Raw genomic sequence first — 23,619 nt, 5'->3', positions numbered from 1 at the left:
CTCAGCGCGGGAGCACCGTCACCGGCAGGCCATCGGCGTTCACGGCGCCCACGCGGGGCGCGGCCTTCGACACCGACAGCTCGCCCAGCTCGACGGCGGCGAACCGGCCGGGCCGCGTGACGCGCCGCCCGTCGGAGAGCGCGACGTCGATGCGCGCGACCTCCGGGGTGCCCACGGCGACGAGCCGCTCATCCTCGTCGAACCACCACACGACGGTGTCGCGACGGACCGGGTGGCCCGTGGGGATCACCGAGGTCTCGTCGCCGGTGTCGACCAGCACCGTGTCCCGGCCCCCCGACACGGCGAGCACCGACGCATCCCGGCCACCGGGCAGGGTTCCGCGCCACAGTTCGACGATCGCGAACAGCAGCGGGATGGGCCTGGAGTACTCGGCACTCTCGGCGCAGGCCAGCTGCGAGACCAGCCGCAGCTCGGCCGCACCGACGTCATCGAGCGAGCTCACCGGGCGGTCGTCCGCCGGAGTGCGCCCCGAGGCGTCGAGCGGCGTGAGGCGGCCCACGTTCGTTCCCACCCCACTCTGCCGAGTGCGGAACAGGTGAAACCGCACCGCGTCGCGGCGCTGCTCCGCGATCACCTTGGCCCCGCAGGCGTCCGGGCCCACGGCAGGCACCCTCGGCACGATCCCGTTCTCGGCGGTGACCCGCTCCCAGCGCACCTCGTCGCCGGCGAGCACGGCGGCGTCCAGCCGCGGGTGCTCGCCGCTCGCGCCGATCCACGCGCCGTCGCCGACGACGAGCGACCTCACCTCGGTGCGCCAAGGGTCGACCGGCGGGGTCGTGTCGCGGGGACGGCCGAACTGCTCGACCCAGAGGATTTCTCCCGCACCGTCGGCGCGGCGTTCGTAGACGGCGCCGAGGCCCGTGTCGTCGAGCAGGATGACCACGTCCCGGTCGCCTGCCCGGCCCGCGTGCAACACACTGAGCTCCCCGCGGGGCTGCTCGGTGGCCGGCCGGGACCGCCACGCGTCCCGCGCCTCGGCGAACACGGCACTGTCCGCATCGGAATCCGTCTCCGCCGGTTCGGCGATGGCGATCGGGTTCGGGTCGTCCTCCCGCGGGTCCAGAAAGAGCCAGGTGCTCACGCCGCCCACGACGAGTCCCGCGAGCGCTGCCAGCACGACCAGCCGGTTCCGGAGGAAACCCTTCACAAATCGGGCACGTTAACAGAGCGCGCTCACCGGACACCGGGTTTTCGGGAACTCGCCTCGTGAAACGGACGAACCGGCTAGCCTGACGCCACGATCGGATCGACCGGGGTGAGCATGCGTCGTCGAGGCTGGATGTGGGTGGGCAGTGCCGGACTGGTCGCAGTGCTGGCGGCCGGCCTGCTGGTGTGGCGGCCGTGGACAGCACCCGGCCCCTGCGAGACGGCACTCACGCCCACCGGGCGAATCCCCTCCGGCGCTCCGCTCGCGGACGTGGCCGAACCGCAGGCCCTGCGCGTCCTGGACGCACCGGCCGCGCCGTTCGGTCCCGCGCGGACGGCGATCGCCGGAACGCGGACGCCTCAGCTGACCGTCGGCGGCGTGGTCGTCGGCAGAGCGGGCGACGACGTGGTCGGCGCCGTCGACGCCGGAACCGGCGGGCGGCTGTGGGCATTCGAGCAGAACGGAACCAGTTACGGCGGCGCCCACGTCGGCAGCGGCCTCGTTCTGCTCCAGCATCCGGACGGCTCGGCCCCGGCGGCCGTCGACATCGGACTCGAAACCGGTGAGGTACGGGGCTGCACCGTTCTCGGTGACGTCGGCGCCGCTCCGTCCGGCACGGCCGTCGCCGTGGCGAACCGTGCGGTCGTGCTGCTGCGCTGGCCCACCCCTCGGCAGGGCGTGCTTACCCTGGTCGACCCCACCCGTCCGGAACCGGTGTGGACCCGCGAGGTGGACCTCGGCCAGTCGTTCCGGTACGGCCGGGCGGCAGGCGACACGATCGTGTTCGGAGCCGCGGGCCCGGACTCGACCAGCGCCTGGGAGCTGGTCACCGACCCGCGCGGTGGCCTGGAACCCGGGTCGCTGCGGCTGTACGCGTTCTCCGGCGCCGACGGCACGCCGCTGTGGGACTACGGGCACGAGGACTTTGCCCAGCAGCTCGTCGCGACCACCGCGGAGGAGGTCGTGGTGCGCTCCACCCGCCACGACGAGGCACGCGGCGTGTTCGAGAACCGGATCGCCGTGCTCGACGCCCGCACCGGCGAGGAACGCTGGTCGGCCGACCTGCCCGACAGCTCCCCCACCTACTACGAGCAGGCCGCGCTCTACGGCGATGTCCTGCTCACGTCGGACTCCGATCCGCAGCGCGGCACCCACGCCTACCTGACCGCACGCGACCTGGCCGGCGGTGAGCGGCTCTGGCGGATCGAGAACCGGGCCACGGAGCTGGACACCTCGGCCGTCGTCGGCGACCTCGCCCTGCTGCCCGGAAGGTCTCAGCGGGGACTCGAAGTCGTCGACCTCCGAACCGGCGAGTCCCGCACCGCCTTCGACGGTGTTTCGGTCACCCGGGTCACCGCCGACGGCACCGGCATCGGCCTGGAGGTTCTGCTCGGCGGCGAGCCCGCACTCGTCACCTACGACCGTCCCCGATGACCGGATCGGCCCGGCCCGCCCGTCGAGGGCGGACCGGGCCGTCGGTGCTGCCGGGTGCTACTCCGGCTGTCCGGCGTTGCCGCGCCGGTGCCTGCTCACCAGGAGCAGGGTCGTGCCCGCCAGCATCAGCAGACCCGCCAAGATCATCACCAGCTGCATGTCCGCGCCCGTGGAGGCCAGGCTTCCGGACGGCTTGCCCACCGGCTTGATCCCGGAGCCGCCCTTGTCACCGGGCTCCTGCGGGTTCGCGCCCGGCGGTGTGGGCTCCTTCACCGACGTGTCGGTGCTGCAGTCCGCGTTGTCCGATCCCTCGGGGCAGTTCCCGCCCGTCTCCTCACCGCCCGAGCCGGGCGGCGTAGTGACGACGTTGTGCAGGTTCCCGTCCCCCGAGACCGGGTCGTTCACGGTCACCGAGTACGTGATCGTCACCGACTCGCCGAGGTCCAGCGGTCCCGACCAGGACAACGTGGAACCCTCCACGGTGGCGCCGTTGTCGGCGTCGCCGTTGTAGGTCGCGTCGTCAAGCACCTTCGACAGATCGTCGGTGAACGACGCCGGCTCGTCCTCGGTGTAGGGCACCTGCCCGGTGTTGGTCACGGTCACCGTGTAGGTCACCTTCTCCCCGGGTGCCGCCTCGCTCGCCGAGGCCTTCTTGACCACCTCGAACGAGCGCACGTCGGTGTGCGTGCCGCACTTCGGGTCGGTGGAGCCCTCCCCGCAGTTGCCGTTCATGCCCGGCGGGGTGGTCACGACGTTGTCCAGCACGCGGTCACCGGACGGCGGGCTGTCGACGGTCACCGAGTACGTGATCGTCACCGTCTCGCCGACGGCCAGCGGACCGGACCAGCTCAGGGTCGAACCGTCCACAGTGGCGCCGTTCGAGGCGTCCCCGTTGTAGGTCGCGTCATCGAGCACCTTCGACAGGTCGTCGGTGAACGACGCCGGGTCCTGTTCGGTGAAGTCGGCCTTGCCGGTGTTGGTCACCGTCACGGAGTAGGTCACGGTGTCGCCGGGCACCGCCACCTCCGCCGACGCGGACTTCTCCACGTCGAGCTTGGTGCCGGGAACCTCGGTGACGCAGTCCGGGTTGTCCGTGCCTTCGGGGCAGTTGCCGCCTACGTTCGCTGGTGTGACGACGGCGTTGGACAGCTGCTGGTCACCCTCGTCCGGGTCGTTGACGGTGAACGAGTACGTGATCGTCACCGTCTCGCCGATGGCGAGCGGGCCGGACCAGCTCAGCGTGGACCCGTCCACGGTGGCCCCGTTCGAGGCGTCCCCGTTGTAGGTCGCGTCATCGAGAACCTTCGACAGGTCGTCGGTGAACGACGCCGGATTCTCGGCGGTGTAGCCGGCCTTGCCGGTGTTGGTCACGGTCACCGTGTAAGTCACCTTCTGGCCGGGCTCGACCCTGGTGGCGTCCACGGTCTTGACCGTCTCGTACGACAGCACGGGCACGTCCGGCGGCGAGCACTCGGCGGCCGTCGATCCTTCGGGGCAGTTCTCCCCACCGATGACCACGTTGGACAGTTCCTTGTCCCCCTCGGCGGGATCGTCGACGGTCACCGAGTAGGTGACGGTCACCGTCTCGCCGACGCCCAGCGGCCCAGACCAGTCGAGCGTCGTTCCGTCCACTGTGGCGCCATTGGTGGCGTCGCCGTTGTAGGTGGCGTCGTCCAGTACACCGGAAAGGTCGTCGGTGAACGACGCCGGGTTCTCGGCAGTGTAGGGCACCGTGCCGGTGTTGGCCGCCGTCACGGTGTAGGTGACCGTGTCACCCGGGGCGACCGGGCCCTCGGTGTCGGCCGTCTTCTCCACCTCGAACGACGGCTCGCCCGGGGTGTTGGTCACCGTGCACTGGTAGTCGGTGGTGCCCGACACGGTGATCGTCCAGCTCGCAGCGGTGCCACCGGTCTCCACCGGGCTGCCGTTCCCGTCCACACACTCGATCGTGGGCACGTAGGCGCTGAGCGCGTCCGGCGAGCCCGGTGCCATCGCGTCCGTGATCGTGTATGTCCTGCCCTGGGAAACCGGCCAGTTGGTGGTGCTGACCGTCGTGTCGGCACCGGTCGTGGTCGCCGACGTCAGCAGGGCACCGCCGCTGTCGCGCACGCCGACGGTGAACTGGTCGGCGGCCTGGACCCTCGCCGGGACCTCCTTGGTCACGGTGATCGTGGGGATCGGCGCGCTCGCGCAGCGGGCACCGTCGTTGCCACCCGAGATCGGGCCGTCCGACACCTTGACCGTCTGCAGGTTCGCCGGGTCGATCCGGTAGATCGCGCCGGTGACGTTGTCCGAGGCCCACAGGTTGCCGTCCGCGTCAGCGTACGTGGCGCCGAACGCCCCGCTGCTGATGGGCAGCGCGCCCATGTCGGTGGCCGTGTCGGTCGCGGGATCGAAGCGGACGAGATGCGCCACCCCGCTCGCCTCACTGCCGACGCTGTAGAGGTAGCCGTCGATCCACGACCAGTCGGCGCCGATGTTGGCCAGACCGGCCGGGAACGTGACGGTACCCTGGCTCACGACCTGGCCGTAGGTCGGGGAGCCGGGTGCGTAGTCGATCTCGTAGTACGCCTCGCCGTTGATCGATCTCGTCACCCAGAGATGACCGGAGCTGTCCATGTCGCCGACGTTGTAACCGGCGGGGTTGACGCCGGCCGGCAGCCCCAGCGAGTCGTGAGTGCCGTCGGCGTTGATCCGCACGAACTCACCCGCGCCGGACCAGGCGTAGAAGTAGTTGTCCAGCGGGTTGTACGCGACGCCGTTCACCCAGTGGGACATCGACGCGTAATGCGTGGACTCGCCGGTCGCCAGGTCGATCTGAAAGATGTCGTGTGGCCCGGCGTCCCCGCTCGGGCTCTGGAACAGGTAGCCGAACGCGTCACACGTCCAGGCCGGTTCGGCCTGCGCGACGGGAGTCCCGCCGAGTGCCCCACTTCCCGCCACCAGGATCGAGGCCAGGAGTAACGACGCGGTCGTCGCGGCGGTGACGCGGCGACGACCGGACCGTCTCCGCTTCCACCGCCTCAATGAACTCAACGATCTCATCGACATGCTGCATCCAATCTTTCGGTCGGGCCGTTGCCGCGACACGCGCCGCCGACCCTTTCGTCCGCTACATAGACCGAGGGAAAGGTCCGAACATGTCGGCGAGTCGAGAACGTCACCGTCCGAACGCGAGCATCGTCATGTCCGGCGCGACATCGCGGTCCTACAACCGGACATCTCAGCCGACCTCACCGCCGGGAGCGGACCATGCGCAGACGTCGACCATCACCGGACCAACCCGCCGCCCCGGCCCGTCGACTCCGGCGATCCGCCGGCGCCCTGCTGGGCGTGCACCTCGCGGCGCTGGCCGGCGTCACCGCACTGCTGCACGACGACACATCGGACGGTACCGCTCGCCTCGAGCCCGCGCGGCCGGCCGCTGTGGCGGCACAGGAGCGGGAAGAACCGCTGGCCCCGAGCGTCGGTGGGCAGCCACCTCCCCGTTTCGTGGACGATTCGCTGCCCGCACTCGCGGCCGACACCGCGGGCTCGCCCGTCTCGCCGCTCACCGGCGACATGCCCGCCGCCGCGATGGCGGCCTACCGCAAGGCGGCGTCGGTGCTCGCGCGCGACACTCCCCATTGTGGACTGTCTTGGCCGGTCCTCGCCGCGATCGGCAGGGTGGAGTCCAACCACGGGCGGTACGCCGGCGCCACGGTGTACGAGGACGGCTCGGTCCGGCCCGTGATCCGGGGCATCCCGCTGGACGGCCGCAGCGGTGTCGCGCACATCGCCGACACGGACGGCGGGCGGCTCGACGGCGACCCCGTTCTCGACCGGGCGGTCGGGCCCCTGCAGTTCATCCCGTCGACCTGGGCGCGCTACGCCGCCGACGGCAACGGCGACGGCATCGCCGATCCCGACAACATCCACGACGCGGCGCTGGCCGCCGCGCGGTACCTGTGCGCGGGCGGCACCGACCTTCGCGATCCCGCCGGGCTGCGCGCGGCCGTGTTGCGTTACAACAACTCGCGGTCCTACGCGGACCTGGTGATCTCACTCGCGCGGGCCTACGCGCGCGGTGAGGTTCCGCTAATGCCGAACGCCGCCGGGCACGTCCCGCCGAAGCGCGAACCCGCGCCGAACCGCGTCACGACACCACCAGCCCCGGCACCCGCACCGGCCTCGACGCCTCCGGCCGAGCAACTGCCCCCGGCCACCGCGCCCACGCCGAGCGAACCGGCCACGACGACCCCGACCCCGCCCACGACCACGCCAACCACCACGACGCCTCCAACCACCACGACGCCTCCGGCCACCACGACCTCACCGTCGTCGCCGACGACATCGTCGACGACGACTACCACCAGCCCGGTCACCACCACCGCGGCCACCACGGACCCCACGGAAGGCGAGCGACGGTGACGACCTACGGACGCAGGATCGCCGCCGCGCCGGACCTCATCGTGCTGGCCAGAGTCGTCGGCAAGGTCGCCGTCACCCAAGCCTGCGGCCACTTGCACCCCGGCAACGCCGCCGTGTTGCGCGGCGCGCTGCGAACGGCCGCCACGGAACCGACGCGGGCGCTGATCATCGACCTGGAGCACCTGTGGTTCGAGACCGACGGGTTCCTGTCCGCCTTCGCCCCGCTGGAACGCGAGATCGCCGCGTGGCGTGGAATTCCACTGGTGCTCGTCGGCGGCGAGCACGGCCGGCCGGGGCTGGCCGAGCTGTGCGGCGCCCTCACGTGGGGCGTCCTCGCGCCCGACCCGGTGACCGCGTTCCGCACCGCGCTGGCCAAGGCCGGACAGGTCACAGCAGCCCCAGCTCAGAAGCCCGCATGACCGCCTCACCGCGGCTGGAGACGCCCAGCTTGCGGTATACGCTCTGGGTCTGCGTGCGGACCGTGTTGACCGAGACCACGAGCCGCAGTGCGATGTCGGGCACGCTGCCGCCCTTCGCGAGCTCCGTGAGCACCGCGCGCTCTCGTGCGGTCAGTTCGACGAGGTGCACCCGTCCGGGCAGTACCGGCCGCGCCTCGGCGAGGCGGCCCGCCGCCTCCGCGGTGAGGGCGTTCGGCACCAGGCCGAGAACGGTCTCCCTGTCCTCCGGCGAGAGACTCGCCAGCGACAGCACCTCGTCGCCCGGGCGGACGCGCATCGCGCTCGTCGCGGCACGCACCGCCCCGTCGCGGTCCCCCGTGCGGCTCGTGGCAACGGCCTTGAGCAACAACAGCTGCCGCGCGTCCCGCCGGGACGATCCCGTGCGGGCCGCGCCCCGCGAGGCGATGGCGCGGGCGAGCTCGTAGTCACCGCTCAGCAGCCGCAACCGGGCCGCGGGCAGCAGCAGATGGGGCGCGTGCGCACCGCCGTCCTCCACGACCCGCAGTGCCCGGTTGGCCTCGCCGCTCGCGAGCAGCAGATCCGCGCGAGCACGTTCCAGCACCTGCGCCGCGATACCCTGCCGGTCACGCCCGGGTCATGGCTGAGCCGGATGGTCTCGAGGCTCTCGAGCGCGACCACCGGGTCACCGAAGTGCAGTGCCCGCGCGACCGACAACGCCGTGACGAACGGCCACAGCTCCGTCTGCCGCGTCCCATCCCCGATCTCGTCGAGGACCGCGTCGACCGCGGCCCGGTCGTAACGGTCGAGGGCCTGCCAGCCCTCGGCGATCCGGCCGCCCTCCCCGACGATGAAGCGTGTCCCCGGGCCCAGCGGCGGATACGACCGCAGTTGGCCGAGCCAGTGGTGCACGGCGCCGTGGTGACCGAGCTGCGCGAACAACATCGCGAGGTTCGCGGCGGCGCGGGCACCCGCGTAGAAGGCGACATCCTCTGTGCGAGCCTGCTCGTGCGCCACGCGGTACTGTTCGGCCGCGCCAGGGAAGTCGCCCGACATGGTCCGGGTCAGCGCTCGCTGCAACGCGAGCCAGCCGGGCCTGGGAACCGGCTCGACCCCTCGGACGGGGCTGAGCTCCGCGAGGCGATCGCTCACCCGCGAGCCCAGCGACTCCCCCTCGGCGAAGCGGCCCTGCAGCCGCAGCCAGGTCAGCACGGCGCTGCCGAACACCACGAGGTTGTCCGCCGACGACTCGCTGGCCGGGTCGAACTCGTTCGCGAGCCGGGCGCCGATATCCTGGTACTGCCGCAGGTACGGGTACAGCTGTTCCCCGTTGCGGCAGGCCAGCGCCTGGCGGGCGGCCAGCGCCGCGAACAGCAGGCGCGGGCGCTCGTGCAGCACGCTCACCGGCATCTCGCTCACGGCCGCCGCCAGTTCCTCCGGATACTCGGCAGCGAGCGCGATCCAGTACCGGTCGTACAGCGCCTCCAGCCCGGCCCAGTCCCGCTCGGCCGCGAAGCGGCGCAGCACCACGGGCGCCTCGGCGAACGCGGCCATCGGCGCTCCGGCCACCGCGACTCGCGAGCTGATACTGACCTGCTCGATACCGGCCGATGCCACGCCACGCCCTCTCTTCGGTTGGGGTTATGGGGTTATGTCACACAGACGAGCGAATGTGGCGGCCATGACGCGGGCGAAGCCAGCGGCCCGGATCGCGACATGTGAACGGCGCAGAGCTGGTCTGTAGGGGTAGCCGGTGCCGACGAGCGGGAGGACCGATGGGCATCATCAAGCGCCTCAGGGAGGCCAGCCAGAAGATCGACCAGATCATCCGCGAGGAGATCGACGAACCACGCCGGGACCGGGAGACCGCCCGGCCCGAGCCGCCGCGGCCGGCGCGGCGCCGGTGACCGACGTGACCCGGCCCGGCCGCATCGCGGCGACCGCGCCGCCCGGCACCGGCCGGACGGCGCTCGTGCTCGCCGGCGAGCTGCTGGTCGTCCTGGGGGTGGTCGCCGCGCTGTTCGTCGGCTACCAGCTGTGGGGGAAACCGGCTCGCGTCCAGGCGTTGCAAGAGCAGCTGGACGAGCAGCTGACCGAATCGTGGCGGGGAGCCACGGTGCCGGAGGGGACGACGGCCGGTGACGCGCTCGCGCAGGGGGCGGGCGAGTCACCGGCCGTCGAGGTGGGAAGCCCCTTCGCGCGGTTGCACCTTCCCGCGCTCGGCCTGCGCTGGGCCGTCGTGGAGGGTGTCTCGCTCGACGACCTGCGTGCGGGACCCGGTCACTACCCTGGCAGCGCGCTGCCGGGCGAGCTGGGCAACGTGGCGATCGCCGGGCACCGCTCACCCGGCGTGTTCTGGGACCTGCACCGGCTCGGCGATGGCGACGACGTGGTGGTCGAGACCGCGCGTCACCGGTTCACCTACCGGATCTACGACAGCGTGGTCGTACGGCCCACCGACACCTCTGTCATCGCCCCGGATCCCGCGACCGGCGGTGACCTGCCTGCCGGCCGCCTGCTCACCCTCACCACGTGCAACCCGCAGTGGGGCAACTGGGAACGGCTGGTGGTGCACGCGAAGCTGGTGTCCACTGAGGACAAGAGTCTTCTCGGCACCGGCGTGGTGACCTCCTAGATGTTCACGTTGCTCTGGCACCGGCTGCCGTGGGGTCGCGCCGCGAAGCTCGCGTTCCTGGTACTCCTCGCTGCCGCACTCGGGGCCGCGGTGTGGTGGTGGGTGCTGCCGTGGCTGGACGAGTTCCTGTACGGCGGCGCGACCACCGTCCTGCCCTAGGAGTGTGCTGAACAACCCCGCCCGTAGTGAGCGGCGATCCAGGCGGCGGTGTCCCTGCGGGACACCCGCCACCCGAGCTCAGCAAGGCGGAGGGAAGCCCTCGTACCGGGTCGTACCCGGACTTCCCGGCAACGCGGCGAGGCACCGGTTGGCCGTCGCGCAGCAGGGCAGCGGTTGTTCAGTGCGCTCCTCCTAGCGCCGCTCCAACTCCTGCATCCGGGCCCTCAGCGCCTGGCGAGCCCTTGCCAGCAGGGAACCCGCCGCGGCCGGGTCGAGGTCGAGCGCCGCTGCCAGCTCCGCCACCTCGCAACCCAGCACGTCAACGGTCCAGATCGCCTGCCGCCAGCGCGACGGCAGCGACCGGAACGCATGCCGCAGCATCGTCTCGTGACCGGCTTGCCGCTGTCCGGGCACCGGTCCGAGCGTCGCGGCGGCGGACATCAAGCTGTCCACAGCGGTGCTGTCGTTGAGCGCGCGGAACATAGGGGCGACTCCTCGTTGCTGGTCTACCGATGCCATCGAACTACAGAGCCAACCACCCGGACGAGTGGCACCTCCCGTGGCCGACGCGCACCGGAGTGACAGAACCGGCGCCGAACTGGTCCGCCGGAGTGCCGTGACCTGGCGTTGTGTATCGGGGCGACGTCATCCCCACGGTGTACCGCTCGCTCCCCACGATGATCACGACAAGATCTCATTAGGCCATTCGCGTGACCACGTGGCGGAGAACCCCGTGGCACGCAAAGCATTTCATCCAGGACTTCACCAAGCCGCAACTTGCACTCAGCGAGCGGCAATCGGTAAACCAACGGGAAAGCTTGATCATCGACCCAGGAGCGACGGTTGCGGATCGCGGTACTCGGCACGGGTTTCGTCGGGCGAACCCTCGCGGCACGGCTCGTGGACGTCGGGCACGAGGTTGTGCTCGCGTCGCGCTCACCGGCCAGCGACAGGGCACTGCGCTGGCGGCGTACGGTCGGCGGGCGTGGCAGCATCAGCACGTACGCCGAGGCCGCGGAGGCGGCCAGCCTCGTGGTCAACGCCACGGCGGGCAGGGCCTCGCTGGAAGCGCTCGACGCCGCGGGCGCCGACGCGCTGGCGGGGAAGGTCGTCATGGACGTGGCGAACCCGGTACTCGCCGACGACGTCGATCCGCCCGTGCTCGCGCCGATCCTGGACCGGAGCCTGGGCGAGCGGTTGCAGGAGCGCTTCCCGAGGACCTACGTCGTGAAGGCCCTCAACACCGTGAGCCCGCTGGTCATGACCCGGCCCGCCCGCGTCCCCGGCGATCACGTCGCGTTCATCTCGGGCAACAACAGGCAGGCCAAGGGCGTGGTCACCGGCCTGCTCGCCGAATTCGGCTGGCCCGTTGAGTCTATTGTGGATCTCGGTGACATCTCCGGAGCACGTGGCATGGAGCTGCTGACCCCGTTGCGACAGCGGCTGACCCGGTCCTTCGGGCACTCCCGCTTCAACCTCGGGGTCGTCCGCACGTCCTGAGCCGGTGGGAGATCCCGGCGTGAGCGTGACACGGACCGCCGCACGCCATAACATCCCTCGCACGATGTGCTAGCCGGATGCTAGCCGCACGTCGAGAGGGTGCGAGAGTGGCTCACGGTCAGGGCACGGGCAACGATCAGTCCGGCCGGATTGGCGAGGCGGTTCCGGCGTACGCGGCTGGGCTCGTGCGCGCGTGGTCGCTGAAGAGCGCCGAACTCGGCTGGCCCGGCGACGTCAGATGGGACGTCGAGGCGACGCGGACGGTCGCTGCCGCGTGCCTGACGGGCGCGGGCCTCATGGACGCGTTGCGCACGCTCGCCGACCAGCGACTCGACGAGGCGGCGACCCTGGCCGACTACGAGCGGGACATCGCAGCGCTCGCCGCCTGCCTCGAACAGCACGACGGCACGTTCCGGCCCGAGCGGCTGAGCGCGCTCGGCAAGGAGGCGGGGCGCTGGGTCACCGCCCGGGACCACACGATCGCCCAACTGGTCGATCCATCGAGTGAGTTCCGTACCCGCACGGCCTTCCTGGCCGACCTGACGCATCCCGCGTTCCTCCGCGTCGACCAGCCCGTGTGGATCGCCCGCTGGTCGACCGGGACCACCACATGGTCGAGCCCCGCGCACCGAATGGCCGTGGCCGCACGGCTGGCCCCGTCGCTGACGGCCGAGGAGTCCGCCGCGTACCTGGGGCCGGCGACGCTGGCAGTCCTGCTCGCCGCTCCCGGGCGAGGCACGGACCTCGAACGTTTGCTGCGGGGTTTGCCAGAACTGCGGCCGGTGTCGGTGACCATGGCGCACCGGCCCGCCTGCGACGACGTCTGCGAGCTGGCCGACTGGCTGGTGACCACGTTCCCGGAGCTGGTCGGAGAACCGCTGCCCTGACGCAGTTGCCCAATTGTGACCAACCGGCGAATCCTTCGGCGCGTTATCGCCCGGTAGAACGCTCCCGTTACGGAGCGCCTTCCGCTTTCGCCCTTTAGGCCCAGTAGGTCCACGCGTCTGGCGAGTTTCGCACTCTCCGCGTCACAAGGTTCACCCACCGGATACAGAAGAACTGTTGTTGTATTGCCGGACGACGGCCGGCAAGAGGAGAAGGCGCAGTGAGAGACACATTGGTGGGCTTCGAATCGAGACCGACGGACGAGACACTCCTCGAAGCTGCGCGAACCGGTGATCGCGGTGCTCTCACCACGCTCTTCACCCGGCACCACACGGGCACGGTGCGCTATGCGCGGTCCTTGGTCCAGTCGTCCACCGAAGCCGAGGATCTGGCCGCGGAATCCTTCCTGCGCATGATGAACGCGCTGCGGGCGGGCAAGGGCCCCGTCGGCAACGTGCCCGCGTACCTCCGCACCACGGTGCGGCGGCTCACGATCGACGTGGGGGCCAAGACGGGGCGGTCCGTGCCCTCAGGACTGGACATGGGCGCACTCGAATGCTCGTCGATCTGGCCGGAGCCGAGCATGTCGCTGAGCGAGAGCGCCGTCGAGCGGGCATTCCTTTCGCTGTCCCCGCGGTGGCGGCGTGTCCTCTGGATGGTCGACGTCCTCGGTTATCGCCCGGGCGAACTCGCCACCGCACTCGGCATCGCGCCCGCCGCGGCGTGCTCTCTACTGTGGCGGGCACGCAGGGCGCTGAAGGAGCAGTTCTTCGAACTCGTTCACGGCGCCGGTTGAGGCCGCGGCCGGAACCGCCTAGCTGCCGCGGTGCTCGGCGAACGGAGCCAGCGCGACGAGACACGCGACGGGTTCCATTTCCAGCAGCTCCGCGAGCGCCATGAGACCGGCCCGGCCGAGGCGGACCTGGCTCGCTTCGGGACCCTCCCTTGCGCTCGTGCGCACGGCCGCCCATCGGCGCAGCGGTGCGAGTTCGACCCGGGTCGAACGCAGCAGCGCCGTGAGGTCGATCCGCAGATCGAGTTCGCCAGACAGCTCCGAGCCGAGGGGCTTTGTATCCGGCCCGATCCTCCGTTCCGCCTCCGCGACCACGTGAGCGAGCGGCTCCCCCAGCGCGCGACACAGGACCACGAGCGCTTCCAGCTTGATCGCCCGGTGGCCGAGCTCGTAGGACGCGATGGACGTCACCGGCAACGGAACCGCCGAGCGCAGGCTGAGATCGTGTCTGCTCAACCCTTTGCGCTTGCGAGTCTCGCACAGCACGCTCGCGACCGCGGTGTTGAACGCCTCTGCGTACCGGCTCGCCTGATCCATCGCCGTCTGCTCATGTCTCACATCGGCCAGACCCGCTCGACGCCGCGGACATGTCGCACCGGCCGTGCGAGAACGCTCACAATGCCTGAAGAGTATTCACGTCACGACGTCCGTACCCGCCCGTCCCACCGTTATGACGAAGGTGGGATCCGATGTTGCCGCGGTCACCGCCGCGGTCGCAGGCGTCCTCCGCGAACTGCGGGTGCGGCACGCACTCACGCGGCAAGAACTGAGCGCGCGGACGCACCATCTGGTGTCCGCCTCGTCGATATCCGCCTATGAGCACGGTGCGAGGGCAATCAAGCTCGCCGTGCTCGCGATGCTGTGCCAGGCGCTGGGGGAACCAGTGGCCGCGGTGCTCAACGAGGCCGAGCGACGGGCCGCAGCCCCATCAAGGTGCGGCTGCGAGCACACGGATCGCCAGCCGACCAGCGGGTAGCGTCCAGAACCACAGTGCGGTGCCATCGATCCCCACTGGTTCGGACCCAGGAGCTCAAGCCCGGTCAAGTTCCTCGGCCTCATCGCAGACCGAGCGCGCGCACCTCCGCGCAGCACCCAGATCGGTCAAGGCCGAGTACTCCAAGCTGCCTGCGCCGAAGAACCTTCCTCTTCGGACGGTCCTGTGGCGCGCCGAGGGCCCGGCCCGGCCTACGGTGATCACGGTTCGGCGAAGGCGGGTACCGGCGATGCGGCCGCCGTTGATCGCGCGCCGCCGCCCATCGGCCCCGGTTCGGGGCTGCCGCCGCTCCCGGCACGCCACGGCGGGGAACCGGTGGCCGGACAGGCCGGGGCCGGTAGGGTCCGTGACATGCGCCTTCCCGCGCTTCCCTTCGCCGTCCACGTGTCCCGGCGCGCCGAGTTCGGTCACCGCTGGGCCCGCGCGCGGTCGGCGCTGCTCGTCGCGTTCGTCGTGGCGCCGCTCATCGTGCTCGGCATGACCCTCGCGGCGCTGATCGGCGCGAGCGGCAAGGGCCCCGCCGGCACGGGCACCAGCGTCGTGGCCCTGGCGCTCGTCGTACCCTCGGCGGGCTACCTCCTGTGGTTCCGGGCGAGCGGCCGGTTCCTGACCCGCACCCGGTACTGGACGGTGCGGGCGTTCTCCTTCGGACTGGTTCAGCTCCTCGGGACGATCCCGCTCGCCGTGGTCGCCGGCGGAGCGGTGGGCGTGCTGTGCCCCGTGGTCATCGCACTGGGCGTACTGGCGAGCACGGTCGCGGCGGCGCGGGCGCACCGGGCCCTCTTCGCAGCGGCCGACGGTGCGCCCGCGGCGACGAACCTGCCCCTCGAAAGGGATCTGCGCATCCACCCGCCCAGGCTGTACGGCACGGCGACGATCGGCGCCGACCGGCTCAGCTGGTCGCTCAAACCCCGGGGACGGTACGGGTTCCCCGGCGCGCTCGTGGCCGGCACGGTTCCGTTCGGCGAGATCACCGGCGTCCGGGTGGATCAGGTGAACGAGCACACCGCGCCGCTCGTGGGCCCGGGGGTAGCCGCCCCGGCCGGGCCCGTCGTCGTGGTGAGCACGCGACGCGGCGACGCCGTCGTGGCCGCCAAGGACGCCGCGGAGTTCGCCGTGCTGCTCGACCTCCGGTTGCGGCTGGCCGCCGAACCGGGCTGGAGCTGACGCCTCAGCGGCCTGCCCGCTCGGCCCGCTCCAGCTCGTCCAGCGCCTGCAGCAGATCGACGATGACCGCGGAGAGCCTGCTGATCACGACGGCGAGCTTGGTGATCCAGTTCGCGATGTCGATGCCGGCCTTGGCGATCCTGGTGATGATCGTCTTGACCGCGCCGGGTGCGAGCACCACCGTCGCGGCCTGGATCGCGGCGCTCACCAGGCCACCTGCGAGGTCGGCGAGGATGTCCCTGACCGCGGTGCGCACCGCGGCCACCACGTCCTTCATCTTCGCCGCCGCCGAGGACACCGCGTCGGCCCCCTGCGCCGCGCCCGCGCACAGCTGGATGGTGCTCACCGCGCTCGCCCGGTAGGCGTCGCCACCCTCCCCGCTCCAGTCGCCGGTCTCGTCGGGCACCCGCTTCAGGTAGTCCTCACCCTGCTCCGCCATGCGACCCGAGATGTTGGTCCACGTGTCGGCGTAGCCCTGCACCATGTCCGGGTTGCCGGTGAGCTGGTGCAGCACCATGCGCAGCGGCTCGACGTGCTCCAGCATCCAGCCGATGAGCTGACCCGCGACGGCGCCGATCGGGTCGGCGACCGCGCCGAGGACGTCGGAGGCCAGTGCGCTCCCGCTGGCGAGGGCCGAGGCCCAGTCGCCGCTCTTCACCTGGTTCACCGCGTCGATCACGGTGGACACGGACGTGCCCTGCGCCAGTTCCGTGCCGCTGCCCAGGTTGTCGAACTGCCCCGTGGCGGCGCCCAGCGGCACCGTCACCGCGAGGGCGGCCGGGCTCAGGCTGCTGGCGACCAGCGCCAGTCCCGCGGCCGCGCTCGCGTCGCTCTGGAGCATGTCGTACTGGTTGGTGGCGTCCGTCTTGCTGTCGACGAGCGGGTTGTCCGACGAGGGGTCGTCGCTGACGATCGAGGAGGACATCAGCGGCCACCCAACTTCGGGGCATCGCCCGCCTTGTCGAGCGACTCCGCCAGCTGCTTGAGGATCTCGATCACCTTGGCCTCCGCCTCGTCGTACCGTTTGGCCGCGTCGCCGAGCTTGTGCTGGTCCTCACCGAGCCTGGTGCCGACCCGCTGGATCATCGCGGTGACCCGCTCCTGCGGCCCGCGCAGCATGTCCGGAAGACCCATGCCCTGACAGATCCAGCCGTATGCGTCGTTGAGCGACGCGACGTGACCACCGGCGTCGGCCGCCTCGTCCACCCCGCTCTTGACGCCACCGACACTGGCGGCGTGTGCCCGGAGCCTGTCCGGGTCTACCTGGAAGCCTTCCGCCATCGAGCTGTCCCCCTTCGTGCTCAGCGCAGTACCGGACCGCCGAAGTCGTCGTCTCCGTCGTCCTCGCGGGTCGGACGGCGCCGGGGCGGCCGCGGTTCCCCTCGTCGCGAGGTGTCGTCCTCGATGCCGCCGACGTCGAAGGTCGGCGGCTCGACCGCGGGCTCGTCGACGGGGTCGGGAAACCGTTCCCGGTACTGGGCGACGATGTCGTTGCCGGGACCGTCGTCGCCGACGGTCGCGCTGGTCAGTTCCGACACGCGGTCACGCAGCTGCGCCTGGGCGCGGTGCATCGTGCTCATGAGCGCGGCCGAGAGGGCGCGCGGATCCGCTCCCCGGCCACGCTCGGTGATCGCGAGCTCTGTCGGAACCCCGGTGGAGTCGACCGTGACGCGAACCGCGCCGTCCGGCGACTCGGCGGTGACGCTCGTGCGATCGAGCTGCTCCTGCAGGTCGCCGTAGCGCTGCGCCTTCTGCTCCAGGCCCTGAGCCCAGCGCGTCAGGTCCTCGGCGAACTTCATCGGGTCCGGCGCGCTCATGATTTTCCCCCAGAAAGTCGTCTCGAACGGACCGACGCTAACATGGCACGCCACGCGCCGTACTCGATGTCGCCATCGTCCTGAAGAAGGCCCGCGGCTGACATCGCCGTTTCGCGAACACGCGGAACGCCCCGCGGACGCCCGATACTGTCGGCATGCTCGTGCGCGACGCGACAGCCGACGACTGGCCTGGGATCTGGCCCATCTGGCACCGGATCGCCGTCGAGGGCGAGACCATCGCCTGGCACCCGGACACCGGCTACGACCAGGCACGGGCGAGCTGGCTGCTCGACCCGCCGGGCCGCACCTACGTCGCCCACGACGCCGGGCGGATCGTCGGCTCGGCACAGCTGAAGCCGCACTACGGTCCGGCCAGTCACGTCGCCAACGCCGCGTTCATCGTCGACCCGGACCGCCGGGAACAGGGCATCGGCAGAGCGCTTGCGCACCACGTGGTCGGCCGCGCCCGCGACGAGGGCTACCGGTCGATGGTGTTCAACGCCGTCGTCGAGACCAACCACGGTGCCGTCAGGCTGTACCGGTCACTGGGGTTCCGGATCCTGACGACCGTTCCCGAAGCGTTCGCGCACCCGCGTCACGGGCTCGTCGGCATGCATGTCATGTACCTGCCGCTCGAGGATCGTCGCTGAGCCAGTGTGCGGCGAGGAGCCCGGACGCGGCGGTGAGCGCGGCGGCGGCGATGACGGTGGCGTCGAGGCCGAAGGCATCGGCGAGGATCCCGGCGAGCAGGGCGCCTGCCGCGTAGCCGAGGTCGCGCCAGAAGCGGTAGACGCCGAGCGCGCCGGCGCGCCAGCCGGGGTGGGCGTGGTCGGACACCGAGGCGATGAGCGCGGGGTACACCAGCGCGGTGCCGACGCCGAGCGCGATGGCGGACAGGATGCCGGCGAGCAGGGGCCACTCCAGCAGTGCCAGGGCGAGGACGAACCCGCCGGACTGGACGAGCATGCCGGTGACGATGAGCGGTTTGCGGCCGATGCGGTCGGAGAGGTGCCCGGTGGGGATCTGGCCGAGGCCCCACAGCAGCGGATAGAGACCTTTGATCAGCCCCACGGCCGCCAGCCCGAGGCCGTGGTCGGTGAACAGCAGGGGGAACACGCCCCACGTGAGGCCGTCGTTGAGGTTGTTGACCAGTCCGGCCTGGCTGGCTCCCCGGAGCGAACGGTGCCGCCAGGACGTGCGGGCGAACGTGGTCGCCAGCCCGGTCGACGTGGTGGGCGCGGATTGCGGGCGCTGGGCCAGTTCGAGGGCGACATGCGCGGCGGTGTCGCGCACGACCAGGGACAGGGCGAGACCGGCTGCGACGAACACGACGCCGATCAGCTCCGGGGCCGGGCGCAGTCCGTAGGCGGTGGCGAGGTAACCGGTGAGCAGGGCGGTGGCGCCCACGGCGACGTATCCCGCGGCCTCGTTGAGCCCGGTGGCCAGTCCGCGGCGCGCGGGGCCGACGAGGTCGATCTTCATGTTGACCGTCATCGACCAGGTCAGGCCCTGGTTGAGGCCGAGCAGGACGTTCGCGGCGACGATCCAGCCCCACGACGGAGCCCACGCGAGCGCGAACGGCACGGGAATGCCGATCAGCCAGCCCGCGATCAGCAGCTGTTTGCGGCGGAACCTGGCCGTCAGGGCTCCGGCGGCGAGGTTGGTCAGCGCCTTGGTGATACCGAAGGCGATGATGAAGGAGAACACCGCGAGGTCGCTGGTCAGGCCGAACACCTCGGTGCCGATGAGCGGCACGGTGGTGCGTTCGAGACCGACCAGCCCGCCGACGCAGACGTTGACGATCACGAGCAGGGTGAACTGCCAGCGGTTCTCGCGCAGGCCGAGCCGGACAGGCGCGGACGGCGACGGGGCGGAGCCCGCGCTCGGGGGCTGCCCTCGGCGAGCCGCCGGCCATGGTCGGCGACGCTCTCCCATTCCGTCAATGTACGAACGGTCCGGCCCGCTCGCCGGGACCGGAACACACGACCTACGTCGTCAATGCCGCTCCCGGGCGGTGTTCGCGCCGTTGCGCGACGGGAACGCCGGTGGCCTGCGCTCGGCGAACGCGGCCAGTCCCTCGCGAGCGTCCGGCGAGGTGAACGCCTTCTGCCCGTAAAGGGCCTCGGAGTGGAACGCCTGGTCCTGTGGGAGGTCACCGAGCCTGAGCACGGCCTCCTTGATGGTCTCCAGTGCCGTGCCGCTGCGGGACGCGAGCCGGTGGGCGCGCGCCAGCGCGGCATCGAGCACCTGCGGAGCGGGGACCACCTCGTTGAGCAGGCCGTACCGAAGCGCCTGGTCCGCGGTGATCCGGTCGCCCTGCAGCATCAGCTCCATCGCCCACACGTAGGGGATCTGCCGCGTCAGCCGGGTGAGCGTGCCCCCGGCAGGCACAACGCCGACACCGCTCTCCGGGAGGCCGAACTCGGCGGTGTCGGCCGCGATCCGGAGGTCGGTCGAGAGCATGATCTCGAACCCGCCGCCGAGGCAGAGACCGTTGACGGCCGCGATCACCGGTTTGAACAGCGTTGTGTGCTTCTGGTGCGCGGCATCCCACTCCGAGATGTCGAAACGCCCTTCCGCCAGTGCCGGGATCGACTCGGTGAGGTCCGCGCCGACGCAGAAGGCCCGGTCTCCCCGGCCGGTGAGGACCGCGACGGCGAGCGAGTCGTCGTCGCGCACCTCCGCGAACGCCTCGCCGAGCTCCTCGTACATCGCCAGGGTGAGCGCGTTGAGCTTGTCCGGCCGGTCGAAGCGGATGATCGCCACCGCGCCGTCCCGGTCAAGGCTGATGCCGCCCATCAGATGACGCCCTTCTCCCTCAGCCGCGCGATCGACTCCTCGTCGAGGTCGGTGAGCGCCCGCAGGACCGTGTCGGCGTGCTCGCCGACCTTCGGCGCGAGCCCGCGTGGCTGGGCCGGCGTGCCGCCGAGCTTGATGGGCGAGCCGAACATCCGCAGCTCGCCGAACTCGGGGTACTCGACGTCCACGACCATGTCGCGAGCGGCGATCTGCGGGTCCTCGACGACCTCGGCGATGCTCTTGATCGCGCTCAGCGGCACGGCGTCGCCGACGATCTCCTCCAGTTCCGTTTTCGTCTTGTCCTCGAACCACTTGTGCAGCAGTGGCCGGACCCGCCGCTCGTAGACCTCGGGGGCGAACCGCTTGGCCATCGTGTCGATCTCGGGGTCGTCGGCGAGCTCGGGCTGTCCGAACAGGTGGCAGGACAGCCGCCAGAACTTGTCGGTGTAGCCGCCGAAGAACACGAACCCGTCCTTGCACGGGTAGAGCTCGTAGGGCTTGACGAAGGGATGCTCGTTGCCGAGCGGCCCGGGGACCTTGCCGTCGACGGTGTAGGACACCACCGCGTTCTCGGTCAGGCTGAGCACCGAGTCCTGCTGGGACACGTCCACCAGCTGCCCCTCCCCCGTCAGCTCCGCGTGCCGCAGCGCCGCGAGCGTGCCGATCACGGCGTACATCGTCGCGGACAGGTCACCGATGATGGTGCCCACGCGCGCCGGTGGCCGGTCGGGAAAGCCGTTCATCGACCACAGCCCGCCCGTGGCCTGCGCGCTGTTGTCGTAGGCGGGCCGCCGCCGATAAGGGCCGGTCTGCCCGTAACCGGAGATCGCCGTGTAGACCAGGCGCGGGTTCTCCGCACGCAGCACGTCGTAGCCCACGCCGAGCTTGTCCATCGTGCCGGGCCGGAAGTTCTCCACCAGGATGTCCGCGCGCCGCACCAGCTTCTTGAGCAGGTCGGTACCGTCCTGTGTGGACAGGTCGATGGTCAGCCCGAACTTGTTGCGGTTGTACTGCGCGAAGAAGGCGCTGAACTCCTCGCCGGACCCGGTCTCTAGCTTCGGCGGGAAGTCCCGGGCGTAGTCCGGGTCCTTCGGGTTCTCGATCTTGATCACGGTCGCGCCGAGGTCGGCCAGCAGCATCGAGCAGAACGGGCCTGCCACGACCCGGGTGATGTCGAGGACCACGATGCCGCGCAGGGCGCCGTTGGACATCCCGCCGGGCAGCATGCCGGCGAAATCGCCGTCGTCGTTGATGGTCATGGTCCGCCTTTCAGCTCGGGGCCGCCTCCACCCTGACACGGGCCTCGAGGAGGGTTCCGCAGGAGGGGCTGTAGAACTCGTCGATCAGCACGCGGCGGCCCTCGGTGCGAGGGCGAACGCGGACCCCGTGTTCGGCGAGCCGGTCGGCGGCGACGTGGGTGAGCCTGCGCGCCTCGGCGCGCCAGTCCTCGCCGGTGCCGAGGCGGGCTCCGCTGGCCGGCACGTACCAGCCGTCGGCGTCGCGGCGCGGAGCGGACGACCGGGCCGGGGACGTCGGCGGGACCTGCTGGGTGGGCGTGTCGCCGCCGAGCCGCTCCTGGCGCAGGGCCGCGCGGGCCCGCCTCGTGGCGGCCTCGTCGGCGGTGCCGTCGGCGACGACCACGCCGTAGGTGCGCCGCGCGGTCTCCGCGGTCACGTAACCGTCCCGGACGTCGGCGGCGACGAGTTGCGGGTCGCGCAGCAGCGGGTCTCCGTAACCGCCTCCGCCCGCGATCCACTGCACCAGCACGTCTCCGGCGTGGATGGCGACGGACTGCTGGTTGATTTCCAGCAGCTGCCTCTCCTCGGCACTCAGCGTGTCCCGGGTGGGCACCCTGCCCTCGGTGAGCAGCCGGGCGACGTCGGTCCGGCGCCAGACCTCGTGGCCGCTGCCTCCGCCGGGCAGGCCGCCCCCGAAGCCGTCGGCGACCACCTGTGCGTTGGGCGCGAACACGGTCTGCGTGACCTCCTGAGCGCCGTGCAGCGTCCAGGCGAAGCGCAGACCGAGCCCACCGCGATGGGCGCCGTGGCCCGCGCTGTCGATGTTGAGCTGCTTCCACAGGTAGAGCACCGGGTAGAGCATCTCGTTCATCTCCACGTCCGGCAGCATGTTGTTGACCTGCGTCATCATCCCGGCGCAGTCGAGCCCGTCGCGGTCCGGCTGGGCGCCTGCGCCCATGCCGCCACCGTCCATGTTGAACAGCACGAAGTACTCACCGCCGTCGGTGGTGCCCGCGGAGATGCCTCCGGTCCACGAGTCACCCCACACGCCTTGCGTGCGGTCCCGGACGGTGTCGTCGCCGCTGCCCCGGCACGCCTCGTTCATGAGCTTGGTGACGACACGGCTGACGCGGGCGCCCGTGGTGAGGTGGCCGTTGCTGATCGGGGCGGGAGGCCGGGGGTTCACGATGGAGCCGGGCTCGGCGACGATGTCGAACGCCGTCATGACACCTTCGTTGAACGGCACGTCCCAGGCCAGGATCGGGACGATCGCGGTCGCGACGCTGCCCACCAGCGCACCGTAGCTGCAGTTGACGAAACCGTCGGTCTGCTCACTGGAGCCGGTGAAGTCGAAGGTGATCTGGTCGTCGCGTTTGGTCATGGTGCACGCGACGCGGTACAGCTCGTCGACGTGTCCATTGTGCTCGGTCCACTCCTCCGCGGTGTAGGTGCCGTCGGGGATGCGGGAGATCCGGTCGCGCACCACCTGCTCGGCCAGCTGGAAGGACAGCCGCGTGTAGTCGCGGAACTGCTCGAGCCCGAACTCGTCGATGGTGCCGAGCAGCCTGCGGATGCCGGTGTTGTTGCTCGCCACCAGGCTGCGCACGTCGTTCCAGAACAGCGCGGGCACCCGCACGTTGTTGAGCAGGATCCGGCGGACCCATTCGACGGGCTCGCCCCGCTCGAAGATCTTGACGCCGGGCGGAAGCCGCAGCGCCTCGGCGTAGCAGTCGTGCGCGCCCGGAGCGAACCCGCCCGGAGTCATGCCGCCGACGTCCACCAGATGCGCCTGCGACTGCGCCCAGCCGATCAGCTCGTCGCCGTGGAAGATCGGTGAGATCACGTTGGTGTCCGGCGGATGGCTCGCCCCGGCCGTGTGCGGGTCGTTGCAGATGAACGCGTCGCCCGGCGCCAGCGGCTCGCCCTCGATGGCCTTCACCAGGTTCTGCACGGCGACGCTGCCCGAGCCGATGTGGAACTGGACGTAGTCGGAGTAGGCGTAGATCCGGCCCGTGGGATCGAACAGCGCCGTGTTGAAGTCACCGGCCTCGGTGATCACCGGGGAGCCCGACGAGCGGATCATCGCGATGCCCATCTCCTCCACGATGGAGTCCAGTCGCATGCGGATCACTTCGAGCGTGACCGGGTCGAACCCGTCGGGCAGGGTGTTCGGGGTGGTGGTCATGGGTCGTCTCCTTTGACGG

General features: G+C 70.9%; 25 protein-coding genes. 12 read left to right on the top strand and 13 right to left on the bottom strand.

Features of this window, described 5'->3' with window-relative positions; genetic code table 11:
• Position 1: 1 nt before the first annotated feature.
• Entirely contained in the window at positions 2-1,168 is a 1,167-nt protein-coding gene (locus tag DI005_RS23385; RefSeq protein WP_113643538.1) for a hypothetical protein, read from the bottom strand.
• Between the two features lie 138 nt (positions 1,169-1,306).
• Between DI005_RS23385 and DI005_RS23380 the strand changes: the two genes are divergently transcribed.
• Positions 1,307-2,602, top strand: coding sequence for a PQQ-binding-like beta-propeller repeat protein (locus DI005_RS23380; RefSeq protein ID WP_158559890.1), 1,296 nt, complete (start codon positions 1,307-1,309; stop codon positions 2,600-2,602).
• A gap of 57 nt (positions 2,603-2,659) precedes the next feature.
• Here the strand turns inward: DI005_RS23380 and DI005_RS23375 are convergent, their stop codons facing one another.
• Positions 2,660-5,545: an LPXTG cell wall anchor domain-containing protein gene (locus DI005_RS23375; protein ID WP_158559889.1), complete on the bottom strand. Its 2,886-nt coding sequence runs from the start codon at positions 5,543-5,545 to the stop codon at positions 2,660-2,662.
• Positions 5,546-5,854: 309 nt separating this feature from the next.
• Here DI005_RS23375 and DI005_RS23370 point away from each other — a divergent pair, with 309 nt between their 5' ends.
• Both DI005_RS23370 and DI005_RS23360 read left to right on the top strand, forming a co-directional pair.
• Positions 5,855-7,012, top strand: coding sequence for a lytic transglycosylase domain-containing protein (locus tag DI005_RS23370; RefSeq protein WP_199543147.1), 1,158 nt, complete (start codon positions 5,855-5,857; stop codon positions 7,010-7,012).
• Entirely contained in the window at positions 7,009-7,431 is a 423-nt protein-coding gene (locus tag DI005_RS23360; RefSeq protein ID WP_113643535.1) for a hypothetical protein, read from the top strand. Before DI005_RS23370 ends, DI005_RS23360 begins: the two co-directional genes overlap by 4 nt.
• Here the strand turns inward: DI005_RS23360 and DI005_RS39170 are convergent.
• On the bottom strand, positions 7,400-7,966 hold the full coding sequence (locus DI005_RS39170) for a LuxR C-terminal-related transcriptional regulator (protein ID WP_113643534.1): 567 nt from the start codon (positions 7,964-7,966) through the stop codon (positions 7,400-7,402). The two genes, DI005_RS23360 and DI005_RS39170, sit on opposite strands and share 32 nt — an antisense overlap.
• Positions 7,903-9,045, bottom strand: coding sequence for a hypothetical protein (locus DI005_RS23350; protein WP_147263906.1), 1,143 nt, complete (start codon positions 9,043-9,045; stop codon positions 7,903-7,905). The genes DI005_RS39170 and DI005_RS23350 overlap by 64 nt, the downstream gene beginning before the upstream one ends.
• A 158-nt stretch (positions 9,046-9,203) precedes the next feature.
• Here DI005_RS23350 and DI005_RS39510 point away from each other — a divergent pair, with 158 nt between their 5' ends.
• Genes DI005_RS39510 through DI005_RS38305 form a run of 3 tightly spaced genes read left to right on the top strand, consistent with a single transcriptional unit; the run spans position 9,204 to position 10,222 of the window.
• Positions 9,204-9,335, top strand: a complete 132-nt coding sequence (locus tag DI005_RS39510; protein WP_255565744.1) for a hypothetical protein — start codon at positions 9,204-9,206, stop codon at positions 9,333-9,335.
• A complete protein-coding gene (locus DI005_RS23345; RefSeq protein WP_112269644.1) occupies positions 9,332-10,063 on the top strand; it encodes a class E sortase in 732 nt (243 codons plus the stop codon). The genes DI005_RS39510 and DI005_RS23345 overlap by 4 nt, the downstream gene beginning before the upstream one ends.
• A complete protein-coding gene (locus DI005_RS38305; RefSeq protein WP_158559888.1) occupies positions 10,064-10,222 on the top strand; it encodes a hypothetical protein in 159 nt (52 codons plus the stop codon).
• Positions 10,223-10,414: 192 nt separating this feature from the next.
• On the opposite strand, the gene DI005_RS23340 is transcribed toward DI005_RS38305, so the two are convergent.
• Complete coding sequence (locus DI005_RS23340) at positions 10,415-10,705, bottom strand: sigma factor-like helix-turn-helix DNA-binding protein (RefSeq protein WP_158559887.1); 291 nt, start codon at positions 10,703-10,705, stop codon at positions 10,415-10,417.
• 360 nt (positions 10,706-11,065) lie between these two features.
• Between DI005_RS23340 and DI005_RS23335 the strand changes: the two genes are divergently transcribed.
• The 3 genes from DI005_RS23335 (at position 11,066) to DI005_RS23325 (ending at position 13,403) form a co-directional block, all read left to right on the top strand.
• Positions 11,066-11,722 carry an NADPH-dependent F420 reductase gene (locus DI005_RS23335; RefSeq protein ID WP_112273284.1) on the top strand — a complete coding sequence of 219 codons (657 nt, stop codon included), beginning with the start codon at positions 11,066-11,068 and terminating at the stop codon, positions 11,720-11,722.
• Positions 11,723-11,829: 107 nt separating this feature from the next.
• Positions 11,830-12,609 carry a hypothetical protein gene (locus DI005_RS23330; RefSeq protein ID WP_113643531.1) on the top strand — a complete coding sequence of 260 codons (780 nt, stop codon included), beginning with the start codon at positions 11,830-11,832 and terminating at the stop codon, positions 12,607-12,609.
• A 218-nt stretch (positions 12,610-12,827) separates the two neighbouring features.
• A complete protein-coding gene (locus DI005_RS23325; RefSeq protein WP_158559886.1) occupies positions 12,828-13,403 on the top strand; it encodes a sigma-70 family RNA polymerase sigma factor in 576 nt (191 codons plus the stop codon).
• Positions 13,404-13,421: 18 nt separating this feature from the next.
• Here DI005_RS23325 and DI005_RS23320 read toward each other — a convergent pair whose 3' ends face one another.
• On the bottom strand, positions 13,422-13,937 hold the full coding sequence (locus DI005_RS23320) for a helix-turn-helix domain-containing protein (RefSeq protein ID WP_113643529.1): 516 nt from the start codon (positions 13,935-13,937) through the stop codon (positions 13,422-13,424).
• 133 nt (positions 13,938-14,070) lie between these two features.
• Between DI005_RS23320 and DI005_RS39760 the strand changes: the two genes are divergently transcribed.
• Both DI005_RS39760 and DI005_RS23310 read left to right on the top strand, forming a co-directional pair.
• The gene (locus tag DI005_RS39760) at positions 14,071-14,376 is read left to right on the top strand and encodes a helix-turn-helix domain-containing protein (RefSeq protein WP_113643528.1); all 306 of its coding nucleotides are present in this window, start codon (positions 14,071-14,073) and stop codon (positions 14,374-14,376) included.
• 369 nt (positions 14,377-14,745) lie between these two features.
• Complete coding sequence (locus DI005_RS23310) at positions 14,746-15,561, top strand: hypothetical protein (protein ID WP_113643527.1); 816 nt, start codon at positions 14,746-14,748, stop codon at positions 15,559-15,561.
• Positions 15,562-15,565: 4 nt separating this feature from the next.
• Here the strand turns inward: DI005_RS23310 and DI005_RS23305 are convergent, their stop codons facing one another.
• The 3 genes from DI005_RS23305 to DI005_RS23295 are packed head-to-tail and all read right to left on the bottom strand — an operon-like array spanning position 15,566 to position 17,378.
• Positions 15,566-16,486: a hypothetical protein gene (locus DI005_RS23305; RefSeq protein WP_112273296.1), complete on the bottom strand. Its 921-nt coding sequence runs from the start codon at positions 16,484-16,486 to the stop codon at positions 15,566-15,568.
• A complete protein-coding gene (locus DI005_RS23300) occupies positions 16,486-16,842 on the bottom strand; it encodes a type VII secretion target (protein WP_112273298.1) in 357 nt (118 codons plus the stop codon). Before DI005_RS23300 ends, DI005_RS23305 begins: the two co-directional genes overlap by 1 nt.
• Before the next feature lie 20 nt (positions 16,843-16,862).
• Positions 16,863-17,378 carry a YbaB/EbfC family nucleoid-associated protein gene (locus DI005_RS23295; RefSeq protein ID WP_112273300.1) on the bottom strand — a complete coding sequence of 172 codons (516 nt, stop codon included), beginning with the start codon at positions 17,376-17,378 and terminating at the stop codon, positions 16,863-16,865.
• Positions 17,379-17,533: 155 nt separating this feature from the next.
• On the opposite strand from DI005_RS23295, the gene DI005_RS23290 reads away from it, so the two are divergent.
• On the top strand, positions 17,534-18,028 hold the full coding sequence (locus DI005_RS23290; RefSeq protein WP_112273311.1) for a GNAT family N-acetyltransferase: 495 nt from the start codon (positions 17,534-17,536) through the stop codon (positions 18,026-18,028).
• On the opposite strand, the gene DI005_RS23285 is transcribed toward DI005_RS23290, so the two are convergent.
• Genes DI005_RS23285 through DI005_RS23270 form a run of 4 tightly spaced genes read right to left on the bottom strand, consistent with a single transcriptional unit; the run spans position 17,997 to position 23,600 of the window.
• Positions 17,997-19,313: an MFS transporter gene (locus DI005_RS23285; protein ID WP_113643526.1), complete on the bottom strand. Its 1,317-nt coding sequence runs from the start codon at positions 19,311-19,313 to the stop codon at positions 17,997-17,999. The genes DI005_RS23290 and DI005_RS23285 overlap by 32 nt on opposite strands.
• 60 nt (positions 19,314-19,373) lie before the next feature.
• Positions 19,374-20,177 (bottom strand): enoyl-CoA hydratase/isomerase family protein, encoded by an 804-nt coding sequence (locus tag DI005_RS23280; protein ID WP_113643525.1) that lies wholly within the window; start codon positions 20,175-20,177, stop codon positions 19,374-19,376.
• Positions 20,177-21,436, bottom strand: a complete 1,260-nt coding sequence (locus DI005_RS23275; protein WP_113643524.1) for a CaiB/BaiF CoA-transferase family protein — start codon at positions 21,434-21,436, stop codon at positions 20,177-20,179. The genes DI005_RS23280 and DI005_RS23275 overlap by 1 nt, the downstream gene beginning before the upstream one ends.
• 10 nt (positions 21,437-21,446) lie before the next feature.
• On the bottom strand, positions 21,447-23,600 hold the full coding sequence (locus DI005_RS23270; RefSeq protein ID WP_113643523.1) for a hydantoinase B/oxoprolinase family protein: 2,154 nt from the start codon (positions 23,598-23,600) through the stop codon (positions 21,447-21,449).
• Between the last annotated feature and the right edge of the window lie 19 nt (positions 23,601-23,619).

It is taken from the genome of Prauserella sp. PE36 (genome assembly GCF_003311655.1).
Lineage (GTDB): Bacteria > Actinomycetota > Actinomycetes > Mycobacteriales > Pseudonocardiaceae > Prauserella_A > Prauserella_A endophytica.
Note: the sequence above shows the minus strand (reverse complement) of the source record. Positions and strands in the feature narration are given on the sequence as shown.

Bases quoted from the DNA above. Each gene is read 5' to 3' on its own strand.
- DI005_RS23290 (WP_112273311.1), top strand. From the start codon at position 17,534: ATGCTCGTGCGCGACGCGACAGCCGACGACTGGCCTGGGATCTGGCCC.
- DI005_RS23310 (WP_113643527.1), top strand. From the start codon at position 14,746: ATGCGCCTTCCCGCGCTTCCCTTCGCCGTCCACGTGTCCCGGCGCGCC.
- DI005_RS23285 (WP_113643526.1), bottom strand. From the start codon at position 19,313: ATGGGAGAGCGTCGCCGACCATGGCCGGCGGCTCGCCGAGGGCAGCCC.
- DI005_RS23340 (WP_158559887.1), bottom strand. From the start codon at position 10,705: ATGTTCCGCGCGCTCAACGACAGCACCGCTGTGGACAGCTTGATGTCC.
- DI005_RS39760 (WP_113643528.1), top strand. From the start codon at position 14,071: ATGACGAAGGTGGGATCCGATGTTGCCGCGGTCACCGCCGCGGTCGCA.
- DI005_RS39510 (WP_255565744.1), top strand. From the start codon at position 9,204: ATGGGCATCATCAAGCGCCTCAGGGAGGCCAGCCAGAAGATCGACCAG.
- DI005_RS38305 (WP_158559888.1), top strand. From the start codon at position 10,064: ATGTTCACGTTGCTCTGGCACCGGCTGCCGTGGGGTCGCGCCGCGAAG.
- DI005_RS23370 (WP_199543147.1), top strand. From the start codon at position 5,855: ATGCGCAGACGTCGACCATCACCGGACCAACCCGCCGCCCCGGCCCGT.
- DI005_RS23305 (WP_112273296.1), bottom strand. From the start codon at position 16,486: ATGTCCTCCTCGATCGTCAGCGACGACCCCTCGTCGGACAACCCGCTC.
- DI005_RS23320 (WP_113643529.1), bottom strand. From the start codon at position 13,937: ATGGATCAGGCGAGCCGGTACGCAGAGGCGTTCAACACCGCGGTCGCG.
- DI005_RS23295 (WP_112273300.1), bottom strand. From the start codon at position 17,378: ATGAGCGCGCCGGACCCGATGAAGTTCGCCGAGGACCTGACGCGCTGG.
- DI005_RS23275 (WP_113643524.1), bottom strand. From the start codon at position 21,436: ATGACCATCAACGACGACGGCGATTTCGCCGGCATGCTGCCCGGCGGG.
- DI005_RS23270 (WP_113643523.1), bottom strand. From the start codon at position 23,600: ATGACCACCACCCCGAACACCCTGCCCGACGGGTTCGACCCGGTCACG.
- DI005_RS23300 (WP_112273298.1), bottom strand. From the start codon at position 16,842: ATGGCGGAAGGCTTCCAGGTAGACCCGGACAGGCTCCGGGCACACGCC.
- DI005_RS23280 (WP_113643525.1), bottom strand. From the start codon at position 20,177: ATGGGCGGCATCAGCCTTGACCGGGACGGCGCGGTGGCGATCATCCGC.